Consider the following 23,689-nt stretch of genomic DNA (forward strand, 5'->3'; position numbering starts at 1 on the left):
CCTAGCGACGATGAAAAACAGGCCGGGTGACCGGCCTGTTTTTATGCTTGGAGTCAAGCGGGCTGCAGGTCCAGGCTGGGCCACTGCTCGGGCTTGATCTCGAAGCGCGGGTACCAGTCCGAGGGCAGGGCGCCGGCCCAGACGCGGTTGTGGTGGGGCTGCAAGCGCTTTTTGCCGAAGGTCAGGCGGGCGTCGGCCAGCGACAGCAGGCTGTGCGCGCTCCAGTCCGAGCCGGCCGGGCTGGCGGCGGCTCCCAGGGAAATCGTCAGCGGCGCCGGCCCAGCCAGACCGGCGAATTCGGCCTGCACGGCGCTGCGCAGGGCCTCGGCTTTTTCTGCGGCGGCCGGCAGGTCGGTGGCCGGCAGCAGCATCACGAATTCATCGCCGCCCAGGTGTACCAGGCTGGCGCCGCTGGGCTGGTGCGCCTTCAGCAGGCCGGCCACGCGCAGCAGCACGGCTTGCGCCTGGGCCTGGCCCTGGTCTTCCAGATAGACCTTGAAATGGTCGAGGTCCATGGTCAGCACCGCCAGCGGTTGGCCCGCGGCGCGCGCGGCCGCGGCCGCCTGATCCAAATGACCTTGCAGGGCCTGGCGGTCCAGCAAGCCGTTCAACTCCAGTTTGTCGGCAATGAGATTGGGCATATCAGCGCTCTCCGGTCTAAGGAACGACCCCATCCTAAGCAGGGGCCCGAACCCGGAGCATGCTCCTTTTCCCGCGGGTTGCCAGCGGCCAGTGCGCCCTTTTCTTGTGCCAGATCAGCGGCTGTGCGAGGTCAGACGGGCCAGCGGCGCGGCCAAGCTGACACCGGGCGCGGCGCGGCGGGCGCCGCTGCGTGCAGTTGGGCTCGCAGCGTCGGCGGCGGATTCCTCCAGCGAATCCTGTGGGCTGGCGGCGATCAGACTGGCCGGGTCGCGCTGCATGGCCACCCCGACCGCCAGGATGTCGATCACCAGCAGGTGCAGGATGCGGCTGACCATGGGCAGGTGGGTGGAGACATCCTCGACATGGTCAATGATCAGGGCGACATCGGCCTTGCGGGCCAGCGGCGATTGGCCGGCTGTGATGGCCACCACATAGGCGCCGCGCGCCTTGGCCTTTTCCACCACCTCGAGCAGCTCGGGCAAGCGCCCGCTGTTGCTGATGACCACGGCCACATCTCCGGGCTTGAGCACATTGGCGGCCAGCAGCTGCAAGCGCGGGTCGGTGTAGGAGCAGCTGGACATGCCGAAGCGCAGGAACTTGAATTCCGCGTCCTGCGCCACCACGCCGTAATGGCCAACGGCATAGAACTCGATGCGGCCGGCCTTGAGCAGCAGGGCGACCGCCCGGTCGATCATGTCGCGGTTGAGCTGGCTGCGCACCTGCAGGATGGCCGAGGCCGTGTTGCCCAGTACCTTGGCGCCCAGCTCCAACATGGAGTCATCGCCCTTGACCTGGGTGTGGGTGACGGGCACGGTGCCGGTCAGGCCCGAGGCCAGGCGCAGCTTGAAGTCGGACAGGCCCTCGCAGCCCAGGGTGCGGCAGAAGCGGATGACGGTGGGCTGGCTGACATTGGCGGCGCGGGCGATTTCGACGATGGGGTCGTTCAGGGCCGAGCGCGGGTGGGCCAGCACATGGTCGGCCACGCGCGCCTCGGCCGGTGACAGGCCCGGGCGGGCTCGGCGGATCTGGCCCAGCAGGCCGGCGCCGGGCGCTTCTTCCAGCGTGGCCAGCTGGGCTTGCAGAATCGCCGAGGCGCCCTTGAAGGTTGCGTGCTCGGCCGTGATGACAAAGGTCGGGATGCCGGCCACGTAGTCGCTGAAGCGGCCTTTGTCTTCGAAGCGGGCGCGGAAGCTGGAGCGGTCGAAAGCCTCACCCAGCCGCGGCACGATGCCGCCGCCGATGTAGACGCCGCCCAGGGCACCCAGGGTGACGGCCAGATTGGAGGCGGCCGTGCCCAGCAGGCCGCAGAAGACCTCCAGGGTTTCGACGCACAAGGGGTCGCTGGCGTCCAGGGCGCGCTGGGTGATCTTGGGCGCGTCCAGCTCCTCGGCCTCCTGGCCGGCATGCTCGGCCAGGGCGCGGTAGATCAGCTCCAGACCGGGTCCGGAGAGCAGGCGCTCAAAAGACACGTGGTCGTACTGCTTCCAGGCGTGGCGCAGGATGGCGATCTCGCGCTCGTCGCGCGGCGCGAAATTGGTATGGCCGCCTTCGGTACCCAGGGCGATCCAGCCGTCGCCGGCCGGGATCAGGCCCGACACACCCAGGCCCGAGCCCGAGCCCAGCAGGCCGATCACGCTGGGCATGCGGGCCTCGCCGCCGCCGACCTGGCGCACGTCCAGGGGCGAGAGCCGCGGCAAGGCCATGGCCAGGGCTGTGAAGTCATTGACCACCACCAGGGTGTCCAACTCCAGGCGCTGGCGCATCTCTTCGATCGAGAACTGCCAGTGGTAGTTGGTCATGCGCACCTGGTCACCCTCGACCGGGTTGGCGATGGCGATGGCCGCGTGGGCGATATGGGGCGTGCCCGTCAGGCCGCTCAGATAGGCGCGGACCGCGGCGTGGAAGTCGGCGTGCTCGGCGCAGCGCAAGGAGGCGATCTGGCTGAAATCGCCGGGTGCCGTTTCCAGGGCGAAGCGCGCGTAGGTGCCGCCAATGTCAGCAATCAGGCGGGGGGCTTCAAACGGGGGCAGGGCAGACATCGGCGTGGGCATCCAGGCAGTGATTCAGGGAACAGGCAATCCAACAGGCAAACAAGCAATCAATCAAACAAGCGCAGCCAGACAAGCGATGCCGGCGTTCGGGCGCGCGCCAGGCGCGCGGCCCTGGTGGCGCTGCATTATCGGGCGCAGCTCCGGGCCTCGGTAAGCCGGGCTGTCCCTGCCTTGCGCCGCTGGCTCTGCCTGTGCGCTGGGCGCCCAGATTGCGGAATCCGAACTCATTGATGGGTGCATGCGCGCTTCTGAATTTGTAGCTTGACTACTTTTTCTGTCGTGAGGTCGACAAGGGCCTGGCTGCAGTCTGAGCTGTGGTTCCAGTCTATTTTCATGGGTAAATTGAGGTACCTCTAGAAATTTGAGACCGATGCGGCTGAACTTCTCGGGAAGTTGCTCTTGTCATGCGAATGTAGTTTTGCTACCTTTTGCCTGTGCGTGCAACGGGCGGTCTGCTCGGGCACTCGGACACAGCAAAGCAATGCAGGGGCTCTCGGAGTGACCTGCATCGACCGGGGATCGAGGATGTGGCGAGCAAGAGTTGAGTTCAAGCCAGGGCAAGGTGGCGTGCTGTGAGTGCTGCACCTGAGCTTCTGCGGTCGGCTGCAACGCCGGAAAAGGGCGTGTCGGCGGCCGGCTACCCGAGCCTGGTGGCCGATGTGGGTGGCACCAATGCCCGATTTGGTTGGCTGGCCCATGCCGGCGCGGTGGTTGCTGATGTGCAGGTTTTGCCGGTGCGTGAGCATGGCAGCCCGCTGTCGGCAGTGCAGGCCTATCTGGCGCTGCAGCAGGCTCGGCTCGCTTCGTCGTATCGGGCGCCGCGCCGCCTGGCTTTTGCTCTGGCGACTTCGGTCGGCGGTGATCGCCTGGAGCTGACCAATGCGCACTGGAGCTTCTCGCGCAGCGAGCTGCAGCAGCAGCTGGGTCTGAGTAGCTTGCTGGTGCTCAATGACTTCGAGGCGCTGGCCTTGTCCCTGCCACGCCTCAGTGCAGCCCAGCTGCGCCAGTGGGGGGGTGTGGGCGGCTTGCCGGGTGGGCAGGGCGCGTTGGCGGTGATCGGGCCGGGTACCGGTCTGGGTGTCGCGGGCGTCTTGCCGTCACGCCATGGCTGGATGGCTCTGCCGGGTGAGGGTGGGCATATGACGCTGTCGCCGGCCGATGCCTTCGAGAGCGAGCTCCTGGCCCATGTGCGGACCGAGTTTGCCCATGTGTCGGCCGAGCGCCTGTTGTCGGGCATCGGCCTGCCGGTCTTGCATCAGGCGGTGTGCGTGGTCTCTGGTGTGCCTGATGCACCGGTTTTGACGACGGAGCAGATCGTCGAGCGCGGCCTCTCGGGCGCGGACTCTGTGTGTGAGCGCAGTCTGGCCAGCTTCTGTGCCTTGCTGGGTGGCTTTGCCGGCAATGTGGCCCTCGCGCTGGGTGCGCGCGGCGGGGTCTACATCGGCGGCGGCATCGTGCCGCGCCTGGGTGAGTACTTCTTTGCCTCTCAGTTTCGTGAGCGCTTCGAGGCCAAGGGGCGCTTCCGTGCCTACCTCCAGGACATCCCGGTGGCTCTGATCACGGACACCTTGGCGGCCCTCAGTGGGGCGGCCTTGGCGCTGGAGCAGCAAGACGGAGAGGTTCTGTAGTTTTATGTAGTTGAATTACATGACGCATGACTTTCGTGAGTGCTGTTGTGGATCAACTGGGATTGAAGTGGTATTAAAAATGCGCTAAATCCGCCGTTTTGCGAGAAAAAGACGTCTAAAAATGGTTGCTTGCACGCAAAACTAGGGTTTACGTTTGTTGGTCTGAAAATCTAGTTTTGATACAAACTAGCTCAGACATCAGGTTCGAGGCCAGGTGCCTCCAAAGCGCAAGCGGCGGGGCGGGGCGGCGAAGGGTTCGGTGGTTCGGTCGTTGATTAGCAGTCGAGATTCAGGAGACAAAAGATGAGTACTTCCGCAGAGAAGCGCAAGCAGGCCCTGGCAGTGCAGCGCGAGATTTTCAAAATCAATCCGGTGGCCGTGGGCTGCACCTTGTTGATGATGGCCACGGGTGCGTTTGCTCAGCAAACGCCGGCTCAGCTGGAAACCGTGCAGGTGACCGGTATCCGTAAGGGCATCGAAGACGCCATCTCGGTCAAGAAGAACAACGACTCCATCGTTGAAGCCATCTCGGCCGAAGACATCGGCAAGCTGCCCGATGCCAGCGTGGCTGAATCCATCTCGCGTCTGCCCGGCGTGACCGCCCAGCGCAACAAGTCCACCGGCAAGGCCTCCAGCATCAGCGTGCGCGGCATGTCGCCCGACTTCAACGGCGCCTTGCTGAACGGCCGCGAGCAAGCCTCCAGCGGCGACAGCCGCGGCGTCGAGTTCGATCTGTACCCGTCTGAGCTGCTCGGCTCCGTCGTGATCTACAAGACCCCCGACGGCGCCCTGGTCGGCCAAGGCCTGGCTTCCACCATCGACCTGCAGACCGTGCGCCCGCTGAACTTCGGCAAGCGCACCGTCGCTGTCAATTACCGCAAGCAGCGCACCGGCGTGGCTTCGGGCGCCGGCGAAGGCGACGGCGACCGCACTTCGCTGTCCTATGTCGACCAATTCGCTGACCGCACCATCGGTGTGGCCCTGGGCTTTGTGCGCTTCGATGAAAAGGGCGCCGACCAGCAGAAGTTCAATTCCTGGGGCGGCTGGACGCCTGACAACTGGGTGGTCTCGGGCGCGGCGGGCTCGCCGATGCGTACCCTGGGCAACTGCGATCCCAAGGACACCTCCAAGCCTTTGGATGCCTTGTGCAACAGCACCAAGTACAAGGTGCAGGGCGGCTTCACGGCCGACACCGAGACCAGCACCAACAAGCGCGATGGCGCCATGGCCACGTTCCAGTTCAAGCCCAACAAGAACTTTGAATCGACCCTGGACTTCTTCTACTCCAAGGGCAGCTTTGGCCTGAAGAAGACCGGCCTGGAAGGCGCCATCGGTGGCGACACCAACGGTGCATACGACCCCGCAGGCGTGATCACCAACTACACCCTGGCCAATGGCGTCGTCACCGCCGGCACCTTGAGCAACTACAAGGGCGTGGTGCGCAACCACGTCGAAGGTGGCGACGACAAGATGCAGTCCTTCGGCTGGAACAACAAGTTCAAGCTCGGTGACTGGCAAGCCACGGCCGACATCTCGCGCTCTAAGGTCACCCGCGACAGCTCGCGTTATGAAACCACGGCCGGCCAGGCTGGTGACAACAAGAACCTGGGCAGCATCAGCTGGACCGGTTTCGACGGCGGCAACTTCACCGACGTCAAGTACAGCACCGGCCTGAGCTATGCCGACCGCGCCGTGGCCAAGTTGACTGACGTCAACGGCTGGAGCGGTGGCGTGAGCTCGCCGCAGGCCGGCTATGTGGCCCTGCCGCATGTGGAAGACAAGGTCGACGCCATCCGTCTGGCGGCCAAGACCGACCTGTCCTTCGGTCCCCTGGTGGGCGGCGAGTTTGGCGCCAACTTCACCAAGCGCGACAAGCTGCGCAGCACGCAAGAAGGTCGTCTGGTCGTGAAGGGCGGCAACCCCTACGGCGTGGCCGATGTGCCTGGCGGCGCCACCAGCGCGGCCGGCACCACCGGCTTGCAAGTGGTGTCCTGGGACCCGCGCGGTTCGCTGGGCGGCATTTATGAGCTGGGCCAAAAGGTCGACGCCGACATCCTCAACAAGGACTGGACGGTCAAGGAAGAAGTCAACACCTTCTACTTCAAGGGTGACCTGGAAGGCGAACTGGCCGGCTTCAAGTACCGCGGCAATGTCGGCGCGCAATACGTGCACACCGACCAGAGCTCGACCGGCTTCAATGTGGACCGCGCCAAGTGCGTGGGCAACACCCCGGAAACCTGCCCCGGCGCCACCGTCGGCAAGGGCCGCACCTACTCTGACGTGCTGCCCAGCCTGAATGTGTCTTTCGATCTGGGTTCGGACCAGTACCTGCGTATGGCTGCGGCCAAGGTGTTGTCGCGCGCCAATATGGGTGATATGCGCGCCAGCCTGGGCTATTCGATCAACAGCAGCGGCGGCCAGCAGATCCTGACCGGCTCGGGCGGTAACCCCGATCTGGAACCGTTCCGCGCCAAGGCCCTGGACGTCTCCTACGAGAAGTACTTCGGCAACAAGGGCTATGTGTCGGTCGCCGGCTTCTACAAGAAGCTGGACAGCTACATCCTGCGCGTGCCCACCGTGTTCGACTTCAAGCCCTTCATCGGCGCAGGCGTTGTGCTGCCCCCGGGCGTGAGCACGGTCGGCCTGATCAACCAGCCGATCAACGGCCAGGGCGGCAATATCAAGGGCATCGAGCTGTCAGTGAACATCCCCTTGTCCATGGCTTCGTCCTGGCTCGACGGCTTCGGCGTGATGGTCAACCACTCGAGCACCAGCAGCTCGGTGGAACTGCCGACCGAAGGCTTCAGCGTCGAAAACGTCAGCGCGATCAAGATCCCGCTGCCGGGTCTGTCCAAGAAGGTCACCAATCTGCGCTTCTACTATGAGAAGAACGGCTTCCAGATCGCCGTGGCTCAGCGCAAGCGTTCGGACTTCCTCGGTGAAGTCAGTGACTTCCAGGACAACCGTCAGCTGACCTTCATCAAGGGCGAGTCCATCGTCGACCTGCAGGTCTCCTACGAGTTCCAGTCCGGCTGGCTCAAGGGCCTGTCGCTGCTGGCTCAGGGCAACAACATGACCAATGCCCTGTTCCAGCGCTACAACACCAGCCCGAGCGAGATCACGGACAAGATCAAGTACGGCAAGACCTACCTGTTCGGCGCCAACTACAAGTTCTGAAACTGAGCCGGGCGGCGGCTGCCGCCCGATTCAACAAAGGACTAACCCCAAGCCCTGCCGACGCCTGCGTCCGCAGGGCTTGTTTTATTCTGGGGTATGGCCGCTGCAGTGCGGCCTCTCCCCAAACAGCTATCAGCGCAGGTGCATGCCATGCAAGATCCCCACATCAAAACCATCGTCGTCGTCGGCGGTGGCACTTCGGGCTGGATGACGGCCGCGGCCCTGGCCACCACCTTGCGCGGCCGCTACCAGATCAAGCTGGTGGAGTCCGACGAAATCGGCATCGTCGGCGTCGGGGAGGCCACCATCCCCATGATCCAGCGCTTTAACAAGATCGTGGGCATCGACGAGAACGAGTTTCTGAAGGCCACGCAAGGCACCTTCAAGCTCGGCATCGAGTTCGTCAACTGGGGCCGCCAGGGCGACCGCTATATGCACGGCTTCGGCGTGCTGGGCCAGGACCTGTGGACGGTGCGCTTCGACCAGTACTGGCAGAAGCTGCGCGCCCAGGGGCGTGCCGCCGATCTGGGCGAGTACAGCATCACCCGCCGTGCTGCCCTGGCCAACAAGTTCATGCCGCCGCGCTTCGATGTGGCCAATTCGCCGTTGGCCGACATCGCCTATGCCTATCACTTCGATGCCAGCCTGTATGCGCGTTACTTGCGCGGGCTGTGCGAGGCGCGCGGCGTGCAGCGCATCGAGGGCAAGATCAGCCAGGTGCTGCAAAAGCAGGAGGGCCAGCGGGCCGGTGATGTCGCGGCCGTGCTGCTGGAAAACGGCCAGCGCATCGAGGGCGAGCTCTTCATCGATTGCTCGGGCTTCCGTGGCCTGCTGATCGAGCAGACGCTGAAAACCGGCTACGAGGACTGGACCCACTGGCTGCCCTGCGACCGCGCCCTGGCCGTGCCCTGTGCCTCGGCGCCCCGCCTCTTGCCCTACACCCGCTCCACCGCCCACCGCGCCGGTTGGCAATGGCGCATCCCGCTGCAGCACCGCATCGGCAATGGCCATGTCTACAGCAGCGCCCACATCAGCGACGACGAGGCCGCCAGCACCTTGCTGGCCAACCTGGACGGCCAGGCCCTGGCCGAGCCGCGCCAGATCAAGTTCAACACTGGCATGCGCCGCAAGGCCTGGAACCGCAATGTCGTGGCCATCGGCCTGTCCAGCGGCTTCATGGAACCCTTGGAATCGACCAGCATCCACCTGATCCAGTCGGCTGTGGCCCAGCTGATCGAGTTCTTCCCCGACCAGGGCTTCAACGCCACCGAGATCGACGAGTACAACCGCCGCAGCCGCTTTGACTACGAGCGCATCCGCGACTTCATCATCCTGCACTACCACCTCAACCAGCGCGACGATTCCACCTTCTGGCAGGACTGCGCCCATATGGCCATCCCGGACACGCTGCAGCACAAGCTCGATCTCTACCGCAACCGCGGCCGCTTGCTGCGGGTGGACAACGAGCTGTTCTCCGAGGTGGGCTGGCTGCAGGTCATGCAGGGGCAGAACCTGGTGCCCGAGCGCTACCACCCCCTGGTCGACCTGCAAAGCATGGACGACACCGCGGCCTATCTGGAGAGCGTGCGCCAGGTGATCGGCAAATGCGTGGACGTGATGCCCGAGCATGCGGCCTACATCGCCCAGCATTGCGCAGCGCCCAAGCTGGCGATGTGAGACACCAGCCGTGCTCCATGCAATGAAGCCCGCGCCCGGCCTGCAGCGCCGCCAGCTGCTGAGCGCCGCCGCCCTCTTGAGCCTGGGCTTGCCTGTTCCGGGCCTGGCCGCAGAGGAGGCTGCGGGCCCGGTGGATGCCGCCCGCTTCATCCGCCCTGCGCAGATGACCGGCGCCGTGCTCTCGCCCGATGGCCAGCGCCTGGCCCTGCGCACGACCGGCCCGCATGGCCGCTGGATGCTCAGCGTCTTGCAGCTGGACACCATGAAGCCGACCGTGGTGTACAGCAGCGAGGGCGCCGATGTCGGTCGTTTCTTGTGGGTCAACGCCGAGCGTCTGGTCTTCGATGTGCAGGACCGCGAGACCCCGGAGGGCCGGCTCGATGCCGGGCCGGGCCTGTTCGCCGTCGATCATGACGGCGGGCGATTCCGCCAGTTGGTCGAGCGCCAGCGTGTGCTCGCGCGCAACGGCAATGACAGCCAGAACCTGCAAGCCTGGAACACGTTCTTGCTGCATGGCGACACCCAGCGGCGCGGCGATGAGGTGCTGGTCGTCCGTCCCGAGGCCTTCAGCGACAAGGAGCTGGGGCATTTCAAGCTCTTGCGCCTGAACACGGTGTCGGGCCGCAGCAGTGAGGTGCTCAGCCCGCTGCATGCGCAGAGCTGGTGGTTCGACGCGGCCGGCAACTTGCGCCTGCTGCGCACGCAGGAGACCCCGACGGTCGCAGCAGGTGAGCGCCCGCCCGCGCCGCGTGGCCGCTACCTCTGGCGCGAGGTGGGTAGCGATGCCTGGCGCCCGATCGCCGAGTTCAACCCCATCACCGGCGAAGGCGATTTCCGCGTGCGCCACCTCGGCGCCGATGGCAAGCTCTATGTCAGCGCTCGCCGTCTGGGGGCCGACAAGATGGCCTGCTGGCTGCTCGATCCGGCCACCGGCCAATGGTCAGAGGCGCCGCTGGCTCAGCACGCGCAGTTCGACATCGATGCTGAGGTGATTGCTCGTCAGGACCGGGTGCTGGGCTTGCGTTTCAGCATCGACGCTGAAGTCACGCAGTGGATGGATGCGGACATGCAGGCGCTGCAGGCCCAGGTCGACAAGGTGCTGCCGCGCACCGCCAACCGCCTGTCGCTGCCTTGGAGCGGCGACGCGCCCTGGGTGCTGATCGAGGCTTCGGCCGACATCCAGCCCACGCTCTACTTCCTCTACAACCGCCAGACCCGCAAATACACCCGCCTGGGCAGCGAGCGGCCCGATGTCGAGGCCAAGCAGATGGCCGCCATGGACCTGCACCGCCTCAAGGCGCGTGACGGCCTGGAGCTGCCCGCCTGGCTGACCCTGCCCAAGGGCAAGAGCCTGGCCGACAAGCCGCGTCTGCCCCTGGTGGTGCTGATCCACGGCGGCCCCTGGGTGCGCGGCCCGGCCTGGGTCTGGGACCCCTATGTGCAGTTCCTGGCCGCGCGCGGTTATGCCGTGCTGCAGCCGCAGTTCCGCGGCACCCTGGGTTTCGGCCTCAAGCACGAGCGCGCCAGCTGGAAGCAGTGGGGCCAGGCCATGCAGGACGACATCAGCGACGCCACCCGCTGGGCCATTGAGCAGGGCGTGGCCGACCCCGCCCGTATCGCCCTGATGGGCGCCAGCTACGGCGGCTATTCGTCTCTGATGGGGCTGGTGCGTGAGCCGGCCTTGTACCGCTGCGCCGTGGCCTGGGTCGGGGTGACCGATCTGAACCTGCTCTACAGCGTCAGCTGGAGCGACACCTCGGATGCCATCAAACAGCACGGCATGCCCTTGCTGCTGGGCGATCCGGTGAAGGACGCGGCCATGCTGCGCGCCCAGTCGCCGCTCAGCCATGCGGCGGCCATCCGCCAGCCGCTCTTGCTGGCTTACGGCGAGAAAGACCGGCGCGTGCCCCTGATCCACGGCGAGGCCTTCCGCAAGGCCTTGCAGGCCGCGCCCGGTCGCGCGCCCGACAGCCTGGAGTGGCAGGTCTATGCCGACGAAGGCCATGGCTGGCGCGCGCCCGCCAATGACATCGATTTCTGGAGTCGTGCGGCGCGCTTTCTCGATCGCCATCTGAGCGCCTCGCCCTGAAAGGCTGTGCCATGGATTCACGCCAAACTCTGGCAGCGCACCCGGTCATTGCGCGACGCCCTCAAACCCAGGTTCATGCTGGCCGCGTCGGACCCGGTCGATCGGCCTGCGACGGCTTTCGACATGACTTGCGTTTGTGATCAGATCAAGCTTGTGCGCGCGAGACCGCCCAGGGCAAGGCCGATATCTGCGCGCATGTTTGGCTGATTGAGCGGCAGAACTGCTGAGTGACTCTCAAGAAACAGAATCCGAAGCACGAACGCAGAACCAACAGCCGAGGGACGCAGAGCGCGCAGAGGACATGGCTGTAGCCTCTTCTCTTTGCGTGTTCCGCGTCTCTTTGCGGGCTCTGTGCGCGTGTTTCTTCATTTGCGCCGGGCGCCGACAGGAGCCTTGGGTGCTCTGTGGCTGCAGGGCGGCCAGCTCGGGCGGATCGTCTGCGTTCAGGCACTCAGGCCGGTCCGCATGCCCGCATACATCCGCGGGATTCAATCCCTGATGCAGCGACCTGAGTGGGCGGGCATGCCTTTGCTGGCCTCGTCGATGCGGTTCAAGGTGGCGATTCGCGCTTCGCTCACCCGCGTGCACTTGCTGCCCTGTCTGATCAAGGTGGAGCTCAGTCCGTCGGTGGACGTCTGAATGATGACGGGCAAGGTGCCCGCTGCGTCTGCGACGGCCCATGCCAGGCCACGTCGCTCACTGTGGGCGCGCGGATCTTGGCGTACCTGATCTCGCAGTGTGGGCGGCTGCGGGCTGGAAGCGGAGGGTTCAGGCGCCAGGCTCAGCATGAGCCGCCGGGGCGTCTGGGCCGCCACTGCGGCTGACGAGCTTTCGAGTCCGGTTTCTGCCACAGCGGCCTGGACCGGGTGCTTGGCGGCGTGCTCGGCGGCGGGAGCCGCTGCAGCTTCAGTTGCAGCCAGGATCAAGGGCTGCGGGCGGCGCCCCCGCTGCTCCTTGGTGGCCGGCGCCGCCACTGGACGCGCGGGTGCAGGCGTTGCGGGGGTGAGCCAATGCAGCTCGATCAAGACCGAGGCGGGCTGTGGGTCTGCCGCTGGCTGCCGCTGGCTCCAGGCCCAAAGCGCCAGGCTGTGTGCCAGCAAAACCAGCAAGCCTCCTGCCCAGGTTCGGACAGTCGGACAGACTTGCAGGCTCATGGACGGAGTAGGGCGGTTCAAGGCCGGGATGCTAACCCAGGGCTGCCAGGCGGCCCGTCGTGCTCATGCACAAGCTCGGGTGGGTGTGGCGGCAGCGGGCTTGCAATCGGGCCGCAGCTGCCGGCCGTGGCCCTCGAATTGGCAGGCACTACAGTGTCGGCATGAGCAACGAGACTTCCGCCTTGCAGGCCCTGGCCGGCCGCCATTCCCAAGGGCCCAAATACATGGTCGCGCCGGCGCCGAGCCGGGCGCAGTGGCAGCAGGCGGCCGATCTGGCCTTGCGGGCGCCCGACCATGGTGGCTTGCGGCCGTTTCGCTTTGTGCTGGTGTCTGAAGAGCAGCGCGCACCGTTGGCCGAGCTCTTCGTCAATGCCGCCCGGCGCTGGGGTCAGAGCGAAGCCGAAGAGTTGCAGCGCGCCCATGAGCGCGCCTGGAACGGGCCCGGCCTGGCGGCCTTGATCGTGCGCCTGCGCGAAGGTGAGCCTGAGGTGCCGGCTCATGAGCAGCTGATCTGTGCCGGGGCGGGCCTGATGAACTTCCTCAATGCCCTGCATTTGATGGGTTATGCCGCCAAGACCTTGAGCGGCGCCGCCCTGCGCGACCCGGCGCTGCAAGCAGCGTTCTGCCGGCCCGGGGAGCAGCTGCTGGCCTGGGTGCTGGCCGGCACGCCGCTCAAGCCGGCCCTGCCGCGCGCGAGGCCCGTGGGCACGGCGCAAGCCCAGACACCGGCTCAGGCCGAGGTCTGTTCTGTCTGGGAACCGCCGGCTTCCTGAGCCCGCCCATTCTTGCTTCGGCTTTTCCGGCTTGTACGAAGTCAGGGCGCGGAGCGGAGTCGGGGTGAGGCGTGATGCGTGATGAACCTGGCCGGCGTGCTCGCGGCTGACCACGCCGACTTCAGACCCATGCGACGCATGCCGCCATGCGGAGACGAATAGGCGTGTCTTGCAGATCGAGCGCTTCGTCCTCGCCCTTGGACGTTTCGTCACAAAAGCGACCAAGGCGCCATGGTGAAACCCTAGCATCGGCCCGCTTTCTGCCTCAAGGCTTGCCACTGGAGCACTTGAACCGATGAAATCTCATTCACTGAACATCAATGGGCGCCTGCAGCGCGTCGCGGTTGAAGCCGACAAACCCTTGCTTTGGGTGCTGCGCGAAGACCTCGGTCTGAGCGGTACCAAGTTTGGCTGCGGCGCCGCACAGTGCGGCGCCTGCACTGTGCATCTGGACGGCGCAGCGGTGCGCTGCTGTGTGCTGCCGCTGCATGCAGCGGCTGGCAAGCGCGTGACCAGCATCGAGGGCTTGTCCGCGACTGAGATTGGCCGCGCTTTGCAGCGAGCCTGGCTCGAGCATCAGGTGCCGCAATGCGGCTACTGCCAGGGCGGCATGTTGATGGCGGCAGCAAGCCTGCTGGCCGAACACCCGCAGCCCAGCGATGGGCAGATTGATGCCGCAATCACCAATCTCTGCCGTTGCGGAACCTATCCACGGGTGCGTGCCGGCATTCATGCCGCGGCCGCAAGCCTGGCGGCCAAGGTGGCGGCATGAGGCGGCCCGAACTCCTCCGGCCCGCTCCCGCTCGGCCCGACCGGCGCACCTTCTTGCGCTCCAGCCTGGCGGCCGGTGTCTGGACCTTGACGCTCTCGCCGGTGGCGGCTGCAAGCTCGCCGACCGTGCCTGCGACCAGGCCGCTCGGCTTTGCCCGCGGCCTGCGCTTTGACTCGCGCGGCGGCTTGACCGTCCTCAGCCAGGTGGTGGAGATGGGGCAGGGCACACAGACTGCGATCTGCCAGATCGCGGCCGAGGAACTGGACCTGGCTTTGGATCGGGTCCAGGTGGCTCAGGCCCCTGTCACCCCCGAGTACGCAAGTGCGCAGATGCAGCCGCCCAACTACGCCAGTTTTGGCAGTCTGGGCTTGCCCCTGAGCATGGCCGAGGTGGGCGGCATCTGTGCTGCGGCCCGTGCATTGCTGCTTCAGGCGGGTGCTGTGCGCTGGGGTGTTCCTGTGGCGGCCTGCAGCACCCGTGACGGCCATGTCTGCCACGAAGACGGCCGGCCGCCGCTGGCCTATGCCGAGCTGCTGGCGGCTGCCGCCCAACTGCCGCCTCCTGCCAAGGCCAAGCGCAAGCCGCGTGCTCAGTGGCGCTTGCTGGGTCAGAGTGCGGCGCGCGTGGACCTGCCGGCCAAGGTGGACGGCAGTGCTCGTTTCGGCATCGATGCGAGGCGCCCCGGCATGCTGGTGGCCACGCTGATGCATGCGCCTCGCTTTGGTGCTGAACTGCTGGCAATGGACGAGCGGCCGGCCCGCGCGATTCGTGGTGTGCGCCGAGTGGTTCGCTTGCCTAGCGCAGTGGCGGTCGTGGCCGACAGCTATTGGCAGGCGCGTCGTGGCCTGCTGGCGCTGAGCCCTCAATGGAGTGCCGGCCCCCACGCCGAGACCGACACTGAGGCACTGCGCTTGCAGCTCCGGGCAGCCTGCCAGCAGGGGCAGGGCCTGAGCTTCAGCAAGGACGACGATCCCGCCATCGACCCGGCGGCCGTGGCGACAGAGCTGACGCGCGCGGCCCGCGTGCTGGATCTGAGCTATGACGTGCCCTATCTTGCCCACGCCACGCTGGAGCCCATGAATGCGCTGGCCGAAGTTGGCCCCGACCATGCCGAGCTGTGGCTCTCAACCCAAAGCGCGCAGGACACCCAGCATGGCGTGGCCCGTGCCCTGGGTTTACGGCCGGAGCAGGTCACCGTGCACCCGATGCTGATCGGCGGAGGCTTCGGGCGGCGGCTCGAACATGGCTTCGCGGTCGAGGCCGCGCTGCTGGCTCGGACCATGGGCCGGCCGGTTCAATTGATCTGGTCGCGCGAAACCGATATGCGGGCCGGCGGCTACCGTCCGGCTGCGGCCGCTCGGGTGCGCATGGCCCTGGGCGCCGACGGTTGGCCGCAAGCCCTGCGGGTGGACTGCGCCAGCCCCTCTGTCCTGGATCACAGCCAGCTGAGCAACGGCGAGCCCCGGCCGGCGCTGGATTGGACGGTCAGCATGGGCTGGCTGGGCCACGACTATGCCCTGGGCCCCAAGCACTTGGGCTGGACCCGTGTCGACCCCGGCGTGCCTTGCGGTTACTGGCGTTCGGTGGGGGCCTCGCAGAACACTTTTTTCATGGAGTGCTCGCTGGACCGTGCCGCTGCCTGGGCCGGCATCGACCCTCTGGCCTTTCGCCTGCGACTGCTCGCCGCCAAGCCACAGAGCCAGGCCCTGTTGAAGGCCCTGGCCGAGGCCGCGGGTTGGGGCCGCCCTTTGCCCCCTGGGCAGTTTCGCGGCCTGGCCATGAGCGCTGGCAATGCTGCGCGCAGCGCCCATATCGTTGAGATTTCAGTGCCCGCTCCGGGGCGCTTTCGCATCGAACGCATCGTCGCCGCGGTCGACGCCGGTGTGCTGATCAATCCTGGTGCGGTGCAGGCCCAGATGATGGGCGGGACCTTGTTTGGCCTCGCTGCGGCGCTGAGCGGCGAGATCACCCTGAAGCAGGGCGAGGTTCAGCAGAGCGGCTTTGACAGCTATTCCGTGCTCGGCCTGGCCCAGACGCCGCCGCTGCAGGTGCTGGCATTGGGGCTGGGCGAACAGCCGCAAGGCGTGGGTGAGGAGGGGCCGGCCTCGATCGGCCCGGCCCTGGCCAATGCCTTGTTTGCCGCCAGCGGCCAGCCGATCGAACGCCTGCCACTGAGCCGAAGTGGCTGGCAGCTTGCGGACTGAACTCAGACATCACCCTGGAGCTGAACCCATCATGACAAGACCAACACGCGCTCATGCCTTGCTGGCCCTGGCGCTGACTCTGAGCTTTGCCCAGCCGAGCTCGGCCATCGTGATTCGCCATGATGTCGACGCCTCTCGCTACCAGGCCAGTTCGACGGACTTCCCGCCTCTGGCCACGCTGTACCGGGTCGGTGCCCATGGCACCCTGATTCATCCGCAATGGGTCTTGACCGCCGCTCACACGGTGTTCTGCCTGGACAAAGGCCAGCCGATCCGTGTGGGAGAGGAGATCGTCGAGGTCGAAGCTCGCTACAGCCACCACCGCTACCAGCTGGATGGGCCGCATGACCTGGCCCTGATCAAACTGGCACGTCCGGTGCACTCGGTCGTGCCTGCTGAACCGTACACCGAGCGAGATGAGGCAGGCCGGCAGGTCTGGTTCATCGGCTCGGGTGGCAGCGGCACCGGTCTCAAGGGCCAGGCCAGCGGTAAACGCGATGGCCAGTTGCGGCGCGCCCAGAATCGGGTCGAGGCCGCAGACGGTGGGGATCTGGTCTTCCGTTTTGATCGAGGCGACCAAGCCGAACCCTTGGAAGGCGTCTCGGGCAATGGCGACAGCGGCGGACCGGCCTTTGTGCAGCAACAGGCCCACGGCCGTTATCGCTTGCTGGGTGTCAGTTCGCGCACCGACAGCTGGCTGCACCAGGTGGGCGAGTACGGGGTCAAGGAACGCTACACCCGCGTCTCCGCTTACCAGGAATGGCTGCGCACCGTGATGCAGGGCACGCCGGAGCAGGTCGCTGCCGTCAGCACGCAGCAGGCCTTTTTGCAGCCTCAGATGAAAGGGCGCGACATGGTGCAGCTGTGCCGTTCCTTGCGCGTCGAAGCCTCGAGTGCGGCTGCGGCCGCGCGCTGATGCAGGCGCTCAGCCGATGCACTAAGGGACGCTGATCAGCACCTGTCCGCTGCGCGCGGGCAGCTTCAGTGTCAGGGTCGCGCCGCTGGCGATCCGCTTGGCCTGCTGCGGATTGAGCGCGTCACGCCAGGCGCGACCTTGCAGAGCGGCCGGCAGGGTGAGTTGGATGCGGCGCGGCGTGGCCGCATTGTTCATGGCCGTGAGGGCCCAGGTTTCGCCGTCCTGGCGCGCCAGCACGATGACATTCGCATCCAGGTGCAGCGGCGCACTGAGGCTGCCGTGGCGCAGCACGGGCTCGGCATGGCGCAGGGCGGTCAGTCGCTTGAAGTCGGCCAACAGGGCCTGGTCGGGCCGGCCGCCTTCGTCGGCCCAGGGGTAGGGCGCGCGGTTGTAGGGGTCCTCACCGCCGCCCAGGCCGACTTCGTCGCCGTAGTAAATCGTCGGCGCGCCGGGGAAGACCATTTGGAAGAACACCGCCAGGCGCAGGCGCTGCTTGGCCAGGCTCAGGGCCTGGGCGCTGCGCTGCTGGGCGCTGGCTCCGGGCTCATCCGAATAGCCAAAGTGGTGCAGGGCGCGGGCCTGGTCGTGGCTGGAGAGCAGGTTCATCAGCGCATAAAAGGCCTGGGGCGGGTAGGCCTCGCGCATCAGCTCGATCTGGGCGTAGAGTGGCCTCGCATCACCACCGGCCGCGTACTCGAGCACGGCATTGCGGAAGATGTAGTTCATCGTCGAATCGAACATATCGCCGAGGAAATACTTGCTGGCATCGAACCAGGTCTCGGCCACGGTCAGCGCATCGGGCCGCGTCGCTTTCACCACCTGGCGCCATTCGCGCCAGAAATCGTCGGGCACCCAGGGCGCCACATCCATGCGCCAGCCGGCGGCGCCGAAGTCCAGCCATTGCCGGGTCACCGAGTCGGGTGCACGGTAGGCAAACTCGCGGAAAGCAGGCGAGTTCTTGTCCAGCTCGGGCAGGTCTTTCACCCCCGTCCAGCCCTGGTACTGATCCTCGGGCTTGGCCTGGTTGGGGTCGAGCTTGAACCAGCTGGCGTAGATCGAGTCGGGGTTGAGCCGGCCGCCGTCGAAGGCGCCGCCGGGCTTGAAGTTGTTGAAGCGGTTGAAGTAGGGCGAGTCGCTGCCGACGTGGTTGAGCGAGGTGTCCGGGATGACGCGCATGCCGCGCTTGGCGGCCTCCAACGTCAGGCGCTTGAAGTCCTCGTTGCTGCCGAAGGCCGGGTCGATCTGCTTGTAATCGCCGGTGTCGTACTTGTGGTTGCTGGCTGCGCGGAAGACCGGCGTCATGTAGATTGTGTTGGCACCGAGCTCGCGGATGTAGTCGAGCTTGTCGATGATGCCGGCCAGGTCGCCGCCGAAGAAATCGTTGTTGTAGACGCCGTCTGAACCGTCGCCGCTGCCCGGTTTGTAGGGCTTGCTCAGCCAACGGCTGTGGCGCTCCACGCCTTGGTTTTGGTAGTGCTCGCGGCCTGGCTGCGGGTCGTTGCTGCGGTCGCCGTTGCGGAAGCGCTCGGGGAAGATGTAGTAGTAGACGATGTCGCGCGCCCAGTCGGGCACTTTGAAATCGGCGGCGTAGACGGTCTGGCGGTAGCGGCGGATCTGACGCGGGTTCTCGGGCAGCGGGTCCACGCTGCCGGCGCCCATGCTGCCTTTTTCGCGGGTCCAGAACACCGGGTCGCGGTTGTTGTGGAACACATAGCTCTTGCCGGCGATCTCCACTTCGAAGTGGTAGCCGTAGATGGCCGGCTCCGCGAGCACCACCGTGCTGCTCCAGCGCTCACGGCCGGCTTCTGTTTTGCTTTCCTTTTGCAGAGTCAGGCGCTGCACCTCGCTGTACTCGAGCAGCTCCTGATTGCCCTCCAGCCGCCGCTTGGCGACTACGAGGCTGGCGCGCTGGACACCGGGCAGGGCGCTCAGACTCAGGCGCAGCGGCGTGCCGGGCGTGACGGCGCCAAACGGTGCTTTGTGCTGCAGATTGCGCGAATCAAAGCGCAGGCTCAGGGCCACCGGGTCACTGACGCTGACTGCGCTGCTGAGTTTGGGCGGCTTGCCGGCAAAGGGCTGGATGGCCAGGCTGCCGCTTTTGTCCTTCAATCGCAGCACCAGCTTGTGTCCGCCCTTGAAGCGCTCGTTCAGCGACTGGCCTTTCAGCTGCAGCTGACGGGCCTGGCCGCCGAAGTCGGCATCGGCCGACCAGTCCTCGTCGCCAATCTTGAAAGACTGCTCGCCTTGCAACTGGAGGTAGAGCTCATAGCGGTCACAGACATAGACAAAGCGATGGGCATCGCTCGCGCTCCAGTTGTTGAAGCTGCCGCGCAGAAACAGTTCGCGCGCGCCAAGCGGAGAAGGCTGGCAGTTCTTGTCGCCTGGGGTGATGGCGCTCGCAGCAGGCAGCAGCGCCAAGGCCGCAAGGTTGGCGGTCAGAAACTTCAGAGTGGGTGTCATTGAACGCGCTTGTAGCGGTTGTAGCCGCCCAGGTTCTTGGGGCGGGGCTGAAGCAGCAACACGCCTTGCGGCGGCAGCTCCACGGTGATGAAGCCGGGGCCGATGGCGATGGACGGCGCGGGCGAGACCAAGCCGAGCAGGTCGACCATGGGGGTGTCGTCCATCAGGTGGGCGTTGGGGATCAGCAGGCGCTCGCGCACCGGCTGGTCGCTGGGGTTGGCGATCACGATGCGGCTGTCCAGCACGCGGTCGGTGTGGCGCTCGAAAGCGAACAGGCGCTCGCTCTCGATGCGGCGGAAGTCCCCGATGCGCAGCGCCCGGTGGGCCTTGCGCAGCCCGATCAGCTGGCGCACCCAGGCCAGCTCGGAGTTGTCCTCGCGCATGAGATCCCAGCGCATGGGGCCGCGGTTCTCGGGGTCGGCACCACCGGTCATGCCCAGCTCAGCGCCGTAGTAGAGATTGGGCGCGCCGGGCAGGGTGAACTGCAGGGCCTGCACCAGGCGGCGCTGTGCGGTGTTGGGCAGCTGGGTGGCGATGCGCGGGATGTCGTGGTTGTCGATCACCACCCAGGACTTGAGCAGGGGCTCGATGCCCGCGTCCTGCACCAGGCGCTCCATCAGGCGTGCGGCGGTGGCCGGCGCGATCTCGCCTTTGCTCATGCCAAGGATCAGGTCGCGCAGCGTGAAGTTCATCACCGCATCGATCGATTTCAGCCACTGGTCGGGGTAGTTGGCGATTTCGCCGACGACCAGGGAGCCGGGCTTTTCCTGGTGGGCCGCGTCGGTCAGCTCGCGCAGATAGCGCTGGCCCAGCTCAAACGCCGTGTCCAGGCGCCAGCCGTCGGCGCCGTCGCGCAGGTAGGAGCGCACCACCGAGTCCTTGTCCAGCCACAGGTGGCGGCGCACGGCCGGGTTCTCCAGCCTGAGCTCGGGCAGGTTTTGGTAGCCGGTCCACACCAGGGCGCCGCCCTGGTACTGCGGGCCGATGGAGAACCAGTCGCGCCAGGGGCTTTTGGGGTTAGCCAGGGCCTGCTTGAAGATGGGCGCGTTGCGGCCCATGTGGTTGAACACACCGTCCAGCACCACCTTGAGGCCGCGTCGGTGAGCCTCGGCGGCCAGACGCTTGAAATCCTCGCGCGTGCCGTATTCGGGGCTGACCTGCTGGTAGTCGAAGGCGTCGTACTTGTGGTTGGTCCAGGCCAGGTGGATGGGGTTGAGGTAGAGCACATCGGCGCCCAGCTGCTGCACATGGTCCAGGCGTGTGCTCGCGCTGGCCAGGTCGCCGCCCCAGAAGTCCAGCTCATGGGCGGCCAGCTTCTGGTCTTCCAGATAGGGGCCGGGTTTGGGTGTTTCGCTCCAGGGCCGCAAGACCTTGGGCGCTGGGTAGAGCGCGCGCTTGGCCTCGAGATTGGCGCTGGGCACAAAGCGGTCGACGATGATCTGGTAGACCAAGGCGCCGTTGCGCCAGTCCTGCTCACGCCGCTCGAAAGTGCCGGCCTGGGCGGCGCTGGCCAGGGCCAGGCTGGCCAAAGTAGCCTGGAGCACGCGTGCTGACTTTGGCTTGCGCATGATCACCCCTTCACCCCACCGGCCGTCAGGCCCGAGACGATCCAGCGCTGGGCCAGCAGGAAGACTGCGGTGATCGGCAGGCCCGAAAGCACGGCCGCGGCGGCGAAATCGCCCCAGAGGAAGCGCTGGTCATGCAGAAAATACTTGGAGCCCACGGCCAGGGTCAGATTGCCTTCTTCGCGCAGCAGCACCGAGGCGACCGGGTACTCGATGATGGTGCCGATGAAGGCCAGCACAAAGACCACCATCAGGATGGGCAGGGCCATGGGCAAGAGCACCATGCGGAAGGCCTGCCAATGCGTGGCACCGTCGACCTTGGCGCATTCCTCGATCTCGACCGGGATGGTTTCGAAATAGCCCTTGATGGTCCAGATGTGGGTGGCCACGCCGCCGAGGTAGGCCAGCACCAGGCCGCCGTGGGTCTCCAGGCCCAGGGCCGGCACGAAGTTGCCCAGGGTTTCAAAGATCGCGTAGATCGCCACCAGGGCCAGCACCGGCGGGAACATCTGCAGCAGCAGCATGCTGTTGAGAATGGGCGTTTTGAAACGGAACTGCAGGCGGGCAAAGCCAAAGGCCGCGGTGGTGGAAATCGCTACGATCAGAAAGGCCGAGATGGTCGCCACCTTGACCGAGTTCCACAGCCATGTCAGCACCGGGAAGGGCGGCTGCACCAGGCTGCCATCGGCCGCCTGATAGGGGATGCCTAGAGCCAGCATCCAGTGCTCCAGGCTGATCTCGCTGGGGATCAGCTGGCCGGTGGCGAAATTGCCTGGGCGCAGCGAGATGCTGACGATGGCCAGCAGCGGGAACAGGGTCAGGGCCAGGAAGAGCCACATCAGCCCATGCGCGGCCCAGACCTGCCAGCGCGCTTTTTTGCCTCGAACGATGGCCATCAGCGGCTCCCCCAGACGACGGGTGTGTTTGTCATCATCATGATCATCATGAATTGGCTTTGCGCATCAGGCGCAGATTGATCAGGGACATGGCCGCCACCAGGAAGAAGATGAGGGTGGAGATGGCCGCGGCCAGGCCGAAGTCCGAGCCTGAGTCCTTGAAGGCGATGCGGTAGGTGTAGGACACCAGGATGTCGGTCTGCCCGGCCGGGATCTTGGTCGAGAGGAAGTCGGGCCGGCCGTCCGTCAAGAGCGCGATCAGCACGAAGTTGTTGAAGTTGAAGGCAAAGGCGCTGACCAGCAGGGGCGCCAGCGGCTTGATGACCAGGGGCGCGGTGATCTTGAAAAAGTTGGTCAGCGGGCCGGCGCCGGCAATCGCCGAGGCTTCGTACAAATCGGCAGGGATGCTCTTCAGCAGGCCGGCGCAGAGAATCATGATGTAGGGGTAGCCCAGCCAGACGTTGACGATCAGCAGCATCACCTTGGCCAGCAGCGGGTCGGCAAACCAAGCCGGCTTGATGCCGAGCAGGGCGTCGAGGATGGCGTTGATCTCGCCGAAGTTCTGGTTGAACAAACCCTTGAACACCAGGATGGAGATGAAGCCCGGCACCGCGTAGGGCAGGAAGAGCAGGGTGCGGTAGGTGCCGCGGAACTTGAGGTCGTCCCAGTTCAGCAACACGGCCAGCAGCATGCCGATGGCGGTGGCGCAGAGCACGGTCAGTGCCGAGAACAAGACGGTCCAGCTGAAGATGGCGAGAAAGGGGCCGCGGAACTCCGCGTCCATCACCATGCGGGTGTAGTTGCGCCAGCCCACCACGACCTTGAAGCCGGGTTGCTGCACCTCGCCGCTGGCGCTTTCGAAATAGCCGGTTTGCAGATTCGGGCTGAAGCGGGTCTGGTCGGCCAGGCGCAGCAGGCTGCCATCGTCCAGTGCCTGCCAATGGCGGCTGATGGCGCCGAACTCGCGCAGGCCCAGATAACGCAGCTCTTGCGCGGCGCCGGGCAGGCGCAGCTTGAGCTGCATCAGCGCCTCGCGGTGCTCGATCAGCTCGCGCAGGGGCAGGGCTTGCTGCAGCGGCGCGGTCAGCGGTTGCTGGGCGGATTGCGCGGGCAGCATGTCCACGCTCAGCTCCTGGCGGGTGGTCTTCAGGGCCAGGGCCGGCGAAACCCAGCTCGGGCTGCCGTCCTCGGCGCGCAGCACCAGGCGGAACTCCGGCCCATCGGCATGCAGGGTGAAGCCCTGGGTCTGGCCGGCCACCGCCTCGTGCTGGTCGAGCAGGTACTCACGCACCCGATCCTGGCTCAGCAAATGGGCCGAGGAGTAGTTGGTGAAGCCGATCTGCGCCGTGTAAATCAGCGGGAAGGCGATGAAGATCAGCATGCCGGCGATGCCGGGGAAGAGGTAGCGCAGGGCAAAGGCCGCCTGGCTGATGTAGATGTAGAACACCAGGACGAAGAAGCCCAGGGCGCCCAGGGCCAGCCAGGTCTGGCCGGCGGCATGCATCAGGAACACCAGGTAGAGCGAGGCCAGGCCGGCTGCGCCGGTCAGCGGCCAACGCAGGCGCTGGGCCAGGCGTTCCAGGCGGCTGGGCGGCAGGCGGGTGTAAACGCCGCGACCGAGCGGCAAGGCCGTGTGAGGTGACGATGGGTCCGGAGTCGGGAGGCTGGCGGGCATGTTCATGGAC

General features: G+C 66.1%; 15 protein-coding genes. 9 read left to right on the forward strand and 6 right to left on the reverse strand.

Annotated elements, in window-relative coordinates:
• Positions 1-53: 53 nt before the first annotated feature.
• Both ACQY39_RS13350 and ACQY39_RS13355 read right to left on the reverse strand, forming a co-directional pair.
• Entirely contained in the window at positions 54-641 is a 588-nt protein-coding gene (locus tag ACQY39_RS13350) for a GGDEF domain-containing protein (protein ID WP_428506956.1), read from the reverse strand.
• Positions 642-755: 114 nt separating this feature from the next.
• Positions 756-2,681 carry a glucokinase gene (locus ACQY39_RS13355; protein ID WP_428506958.1) on the reverse strand — a complete coding sequence of 642 codons (1,926 nt, stop codon included), beginning with the start codon at positions 2,679-2,681 and terminating at the stop codon, positions 756-758.
• A gap of 584 nt (positions 2,682-3,265) precedes the next feature.
• Here ACQY39_RS13355 and glk point away from each other — a divergent pair.
• From glk to ACQY39_RS13400, 9 genes are all read left to right on the forward strand, one after another.
• A complete protein-coding gene (glk, locus tag ACQY39_RS13360) occupies positions 3,266-4,321 on the forward strand; it encodes a glucokinase (RefSeq protein ID WP_428506960.1) in 1,056 nt (351 codons plus the stop codon).
• 303 nt (positions 4,322-4,624) lie between these two features.
• Positions 4,625-7,498, forward strand: coding sequence for a TonB-dependent receptor (locus tag ACQY39_RS13365; protein WP_428506962.1), 2,874 nt, complete (start codon positions 4,625-4,627; stop codon positions 7,496-7,498).
• A gap of 150 nt (positions 7,499-7,648) precedes the next feature.
• Positions 7,649-9,175, forward strand: coding sequence for a tryptophan halogenase family protein (locus ACQY39_RS13370; RefSeq protein ID WP_428506964.1), 1,527 nt, complete (start codon positions 7,649-7,651; stop codon positions 9,173-9,175).
• 10 nt (positions 9,176-9,185) lie between these two features.
• A complete protein-coding gene (locus ACQY39_RS13375; RefSeq protein WP_428506966.1) occupies positions 9,186-11,264 on the forward strand; it encodes an alpha/beta hydrolase family protein in 2,079 nt (692 codons plus the stop codon).
• A gap of 465 nt (positions 11,265-11,729) precedes the next feature.
• Positions 11,730-11,903 (forward strand): hypothetical protein, encoded by a 174-nt coding sequence (locus tag ACQY39_RS13380; protein ID WP_428506968.1) that lies wholly within the window; start codon positions 11,730-11,732, stop codon positions 11,901-11,903.
• Positions 11,904-12,579: 676 nt separating this feature from the next.
• A complete protein-coding gene (locus ACQY39_RS13385) occupies positions 12,580-13,191 on the forward strand; it encodes a nitroreductase family protein (RefSeq protein WP_428506970.1) in 612 nt (203 codons plus the stop codon).
• Positions 13,192-13,486: 295 nt separating this feature from the next.
• On the forward strand, positions 13,487-13,963 hold the full coding sequence (locus tag ACQY39_RS13390; protein ID WP_428506972.1) for a (2Fe-2S)-binding protein: 477 nt from the start codon (positions 13,487-13,489) through the stop codon (positions 13,961-13,963).
• Between the two features lie 53 nt (positions 13,964-14,016).
• Positions 14,017-16,167 carry a molybdopterin cofactor-binding domain-containing protein gene (locus tag ACQY39_RS13395; RefSeq protein WP_428506974.1) on the forward strand — a complete coding sequence of 717 codons (2,151 nt, stop codon included), beginning with the start codon at positions 14,017-14,019 and terminating at the stop codon, positions 16,165-16,167.
• Between the two features lie 31 nt (positions 16,168-16,198).
• Positions 16,199-17,083 (forward strand): S1 family peptidase, encoded by an 885-nt coding sequence (locus tag ACQY39_RS13400; protein WP_428506976.1) that lies wholly within the window; start codon positions 16,199-16,201, stop codon positions 17,081-17,083.
• A 21-nt stretch (positions 17,084-17,104) separates the two neighbouring features.
• Here ACQY39_RS13400 and ACQY39_RS13405 read toward each other — a convergent pair whose 3' ends face one another.
• From ACQY39_RS13405 to malF, 4 genes are read right to left on the reverse strand one after another with little or no spacing between them, the layout of a single operon-like run.
• Positions 17,105-19,543, reverse strand: a complete 2,439-nt coding sequence (locus ACQY39_RS13405; RefSeq protein WP_428506978.1) for an alpha-amylase family glycosyl hydrolase — start codon at positions 19,541-19,543, stop codon at positions 17,105-17,107.
• On the reverse strand, positions 19,540-21,111 hold the full coding sequence (locus ACQY39_RS13410; RefSeq protein ID WP_428506980.1) for a glycoside hydrolase family 13 protein: 1,572 nt from the start codon (positions 21,109-21,111) through the stop codon (positions 19,540-19,542). Before ACQY39_RS13410 ends, ACQY39_RS13405 begins: the two co-directional genes overlap by 4 nt.
• A gap of 2 nt (positions 21,112-21,113) precedes the next feature.
• On the reverse strand, positions 21,114-22,004 hold the full coding sequence (gene malG / locus ACQY39_RS13415) for a maltose ABC transporter permease MalG (protein WP_428506982.1): 891 nt from the start codon (positions 22,002-22,004) through the stop codon (positions 21,114-21,116).
• Between the two features lie 46 nt (positions 22,005-22,050).
• Positions 22,051-23,685: a maltose ABC transporter permease MalF gene (malF, locus tag ACQY39_RS13420; protein WP_428506984.1), complete on the reverse strand. Its 1,635-nt coding sequence runs from the start codon at positions 23,683-23,685 to the stop codon at positions 22,051-22,053.
• Between the last annotated feature and the right edge of the window lie 4 nt (positions 23,686-23,689).

Origin of the sequence: Roseateles sp. (genome assembly GCF_965262435.1) — a bacterium.
In the GTDB taxonomy this organism is placed as follows: Bacteria; Pseudomonadota; Gammaproteobacteria; order Burkholderiales; family Burkholderiaceae_C; genus Paucibacter_A.

Bases quoted from the DNA above. Each gene is read 5' to 3' on its own strand.
- ACQY39_RS13370 (WP_428506964.1), top strand. From the start codon at position 7,649: ATGCAAGATCCCCACATCAAAACCATCGTCGTCGTCGGCGGTGGCACT.
- ACQY39_RS13385 (WP_428506970.1), top strand. From the start codon at position 12,580: ATGAGCAACGAGACTTCCGCCTTGCAGGCCCTGGCCGGCCGCCATTCC.
- ACQY39_RS13390 (WP_428506972.1), top strand. From the start codon at position 13,487: ATGAAATCTCATTCACTGAACATCAATGGGCGCCTGCAGCGCGTCGCG.
- ACQY39_RS13365 (WP_428506962.1), top strand. From the start codon at position 4,625: ATGAGTACTTCCGCAGAGAAGCGCAAGCAGGCCCTGGCAGTGCAGCGC.
- ACQY39_RS13380 (WP_428506968.1), top strand. From the start codon at position 11,730: ATGCCCGCATACATCCGCGGGATTCAATCCCTGATGCAGCGACCTGAG.
- ACQY39_RS13405 (WP_428506978.1), bottom strand. From the start codon at position 19,543: ATGACACCCACTCTGAAGTTTCTGACCGCCAACCTTGCGGCCTTGGCG.
- malF (WP_428506984.1), bottom strand. From the start codon at position 23,685: ATGAACATGCCCGCCAGCCTCCCGACTCCGGACCCATCGTCACCTCAC.
- ACQY39_RS13400 (WP_428506976.1), top strand. From the start codon at position 16,199: ATGACAAGACCAACACGCGCTCATGCCTTGCTGGCCCTGGCGCTGACT.
- ACQY39_RS13350 (WP_428506956.1), bottom strand. From the start codon at position 641: ATGCCCAATCTCATTGCCGACAAACTGGAGTTGAACGGCTTGCTGGAC.
- malG (WP_428506982.1), bottom strand. From the start codon at position 22,004: ATGGCCATCGTTCGAGGCAAAAAAGCGCGCTGGCAGGTCTGGGCCGCG.
- ACQY39_RS13410 (WP_428506980.1), bottom strand. From the start codon at position 21,111: ATGCGCAAGCCAAAGTCAGCACGCGTGCTCCAGGCTACTTTGGCCAGC.
- ACQY39_RS13355 (WP_428506958.1), bottom strand. From the start codon at position 2,681: ATGTCTGCCCTGCCCCCGTTTGAAGCCCCCCGCCTGATTGCTGACATT.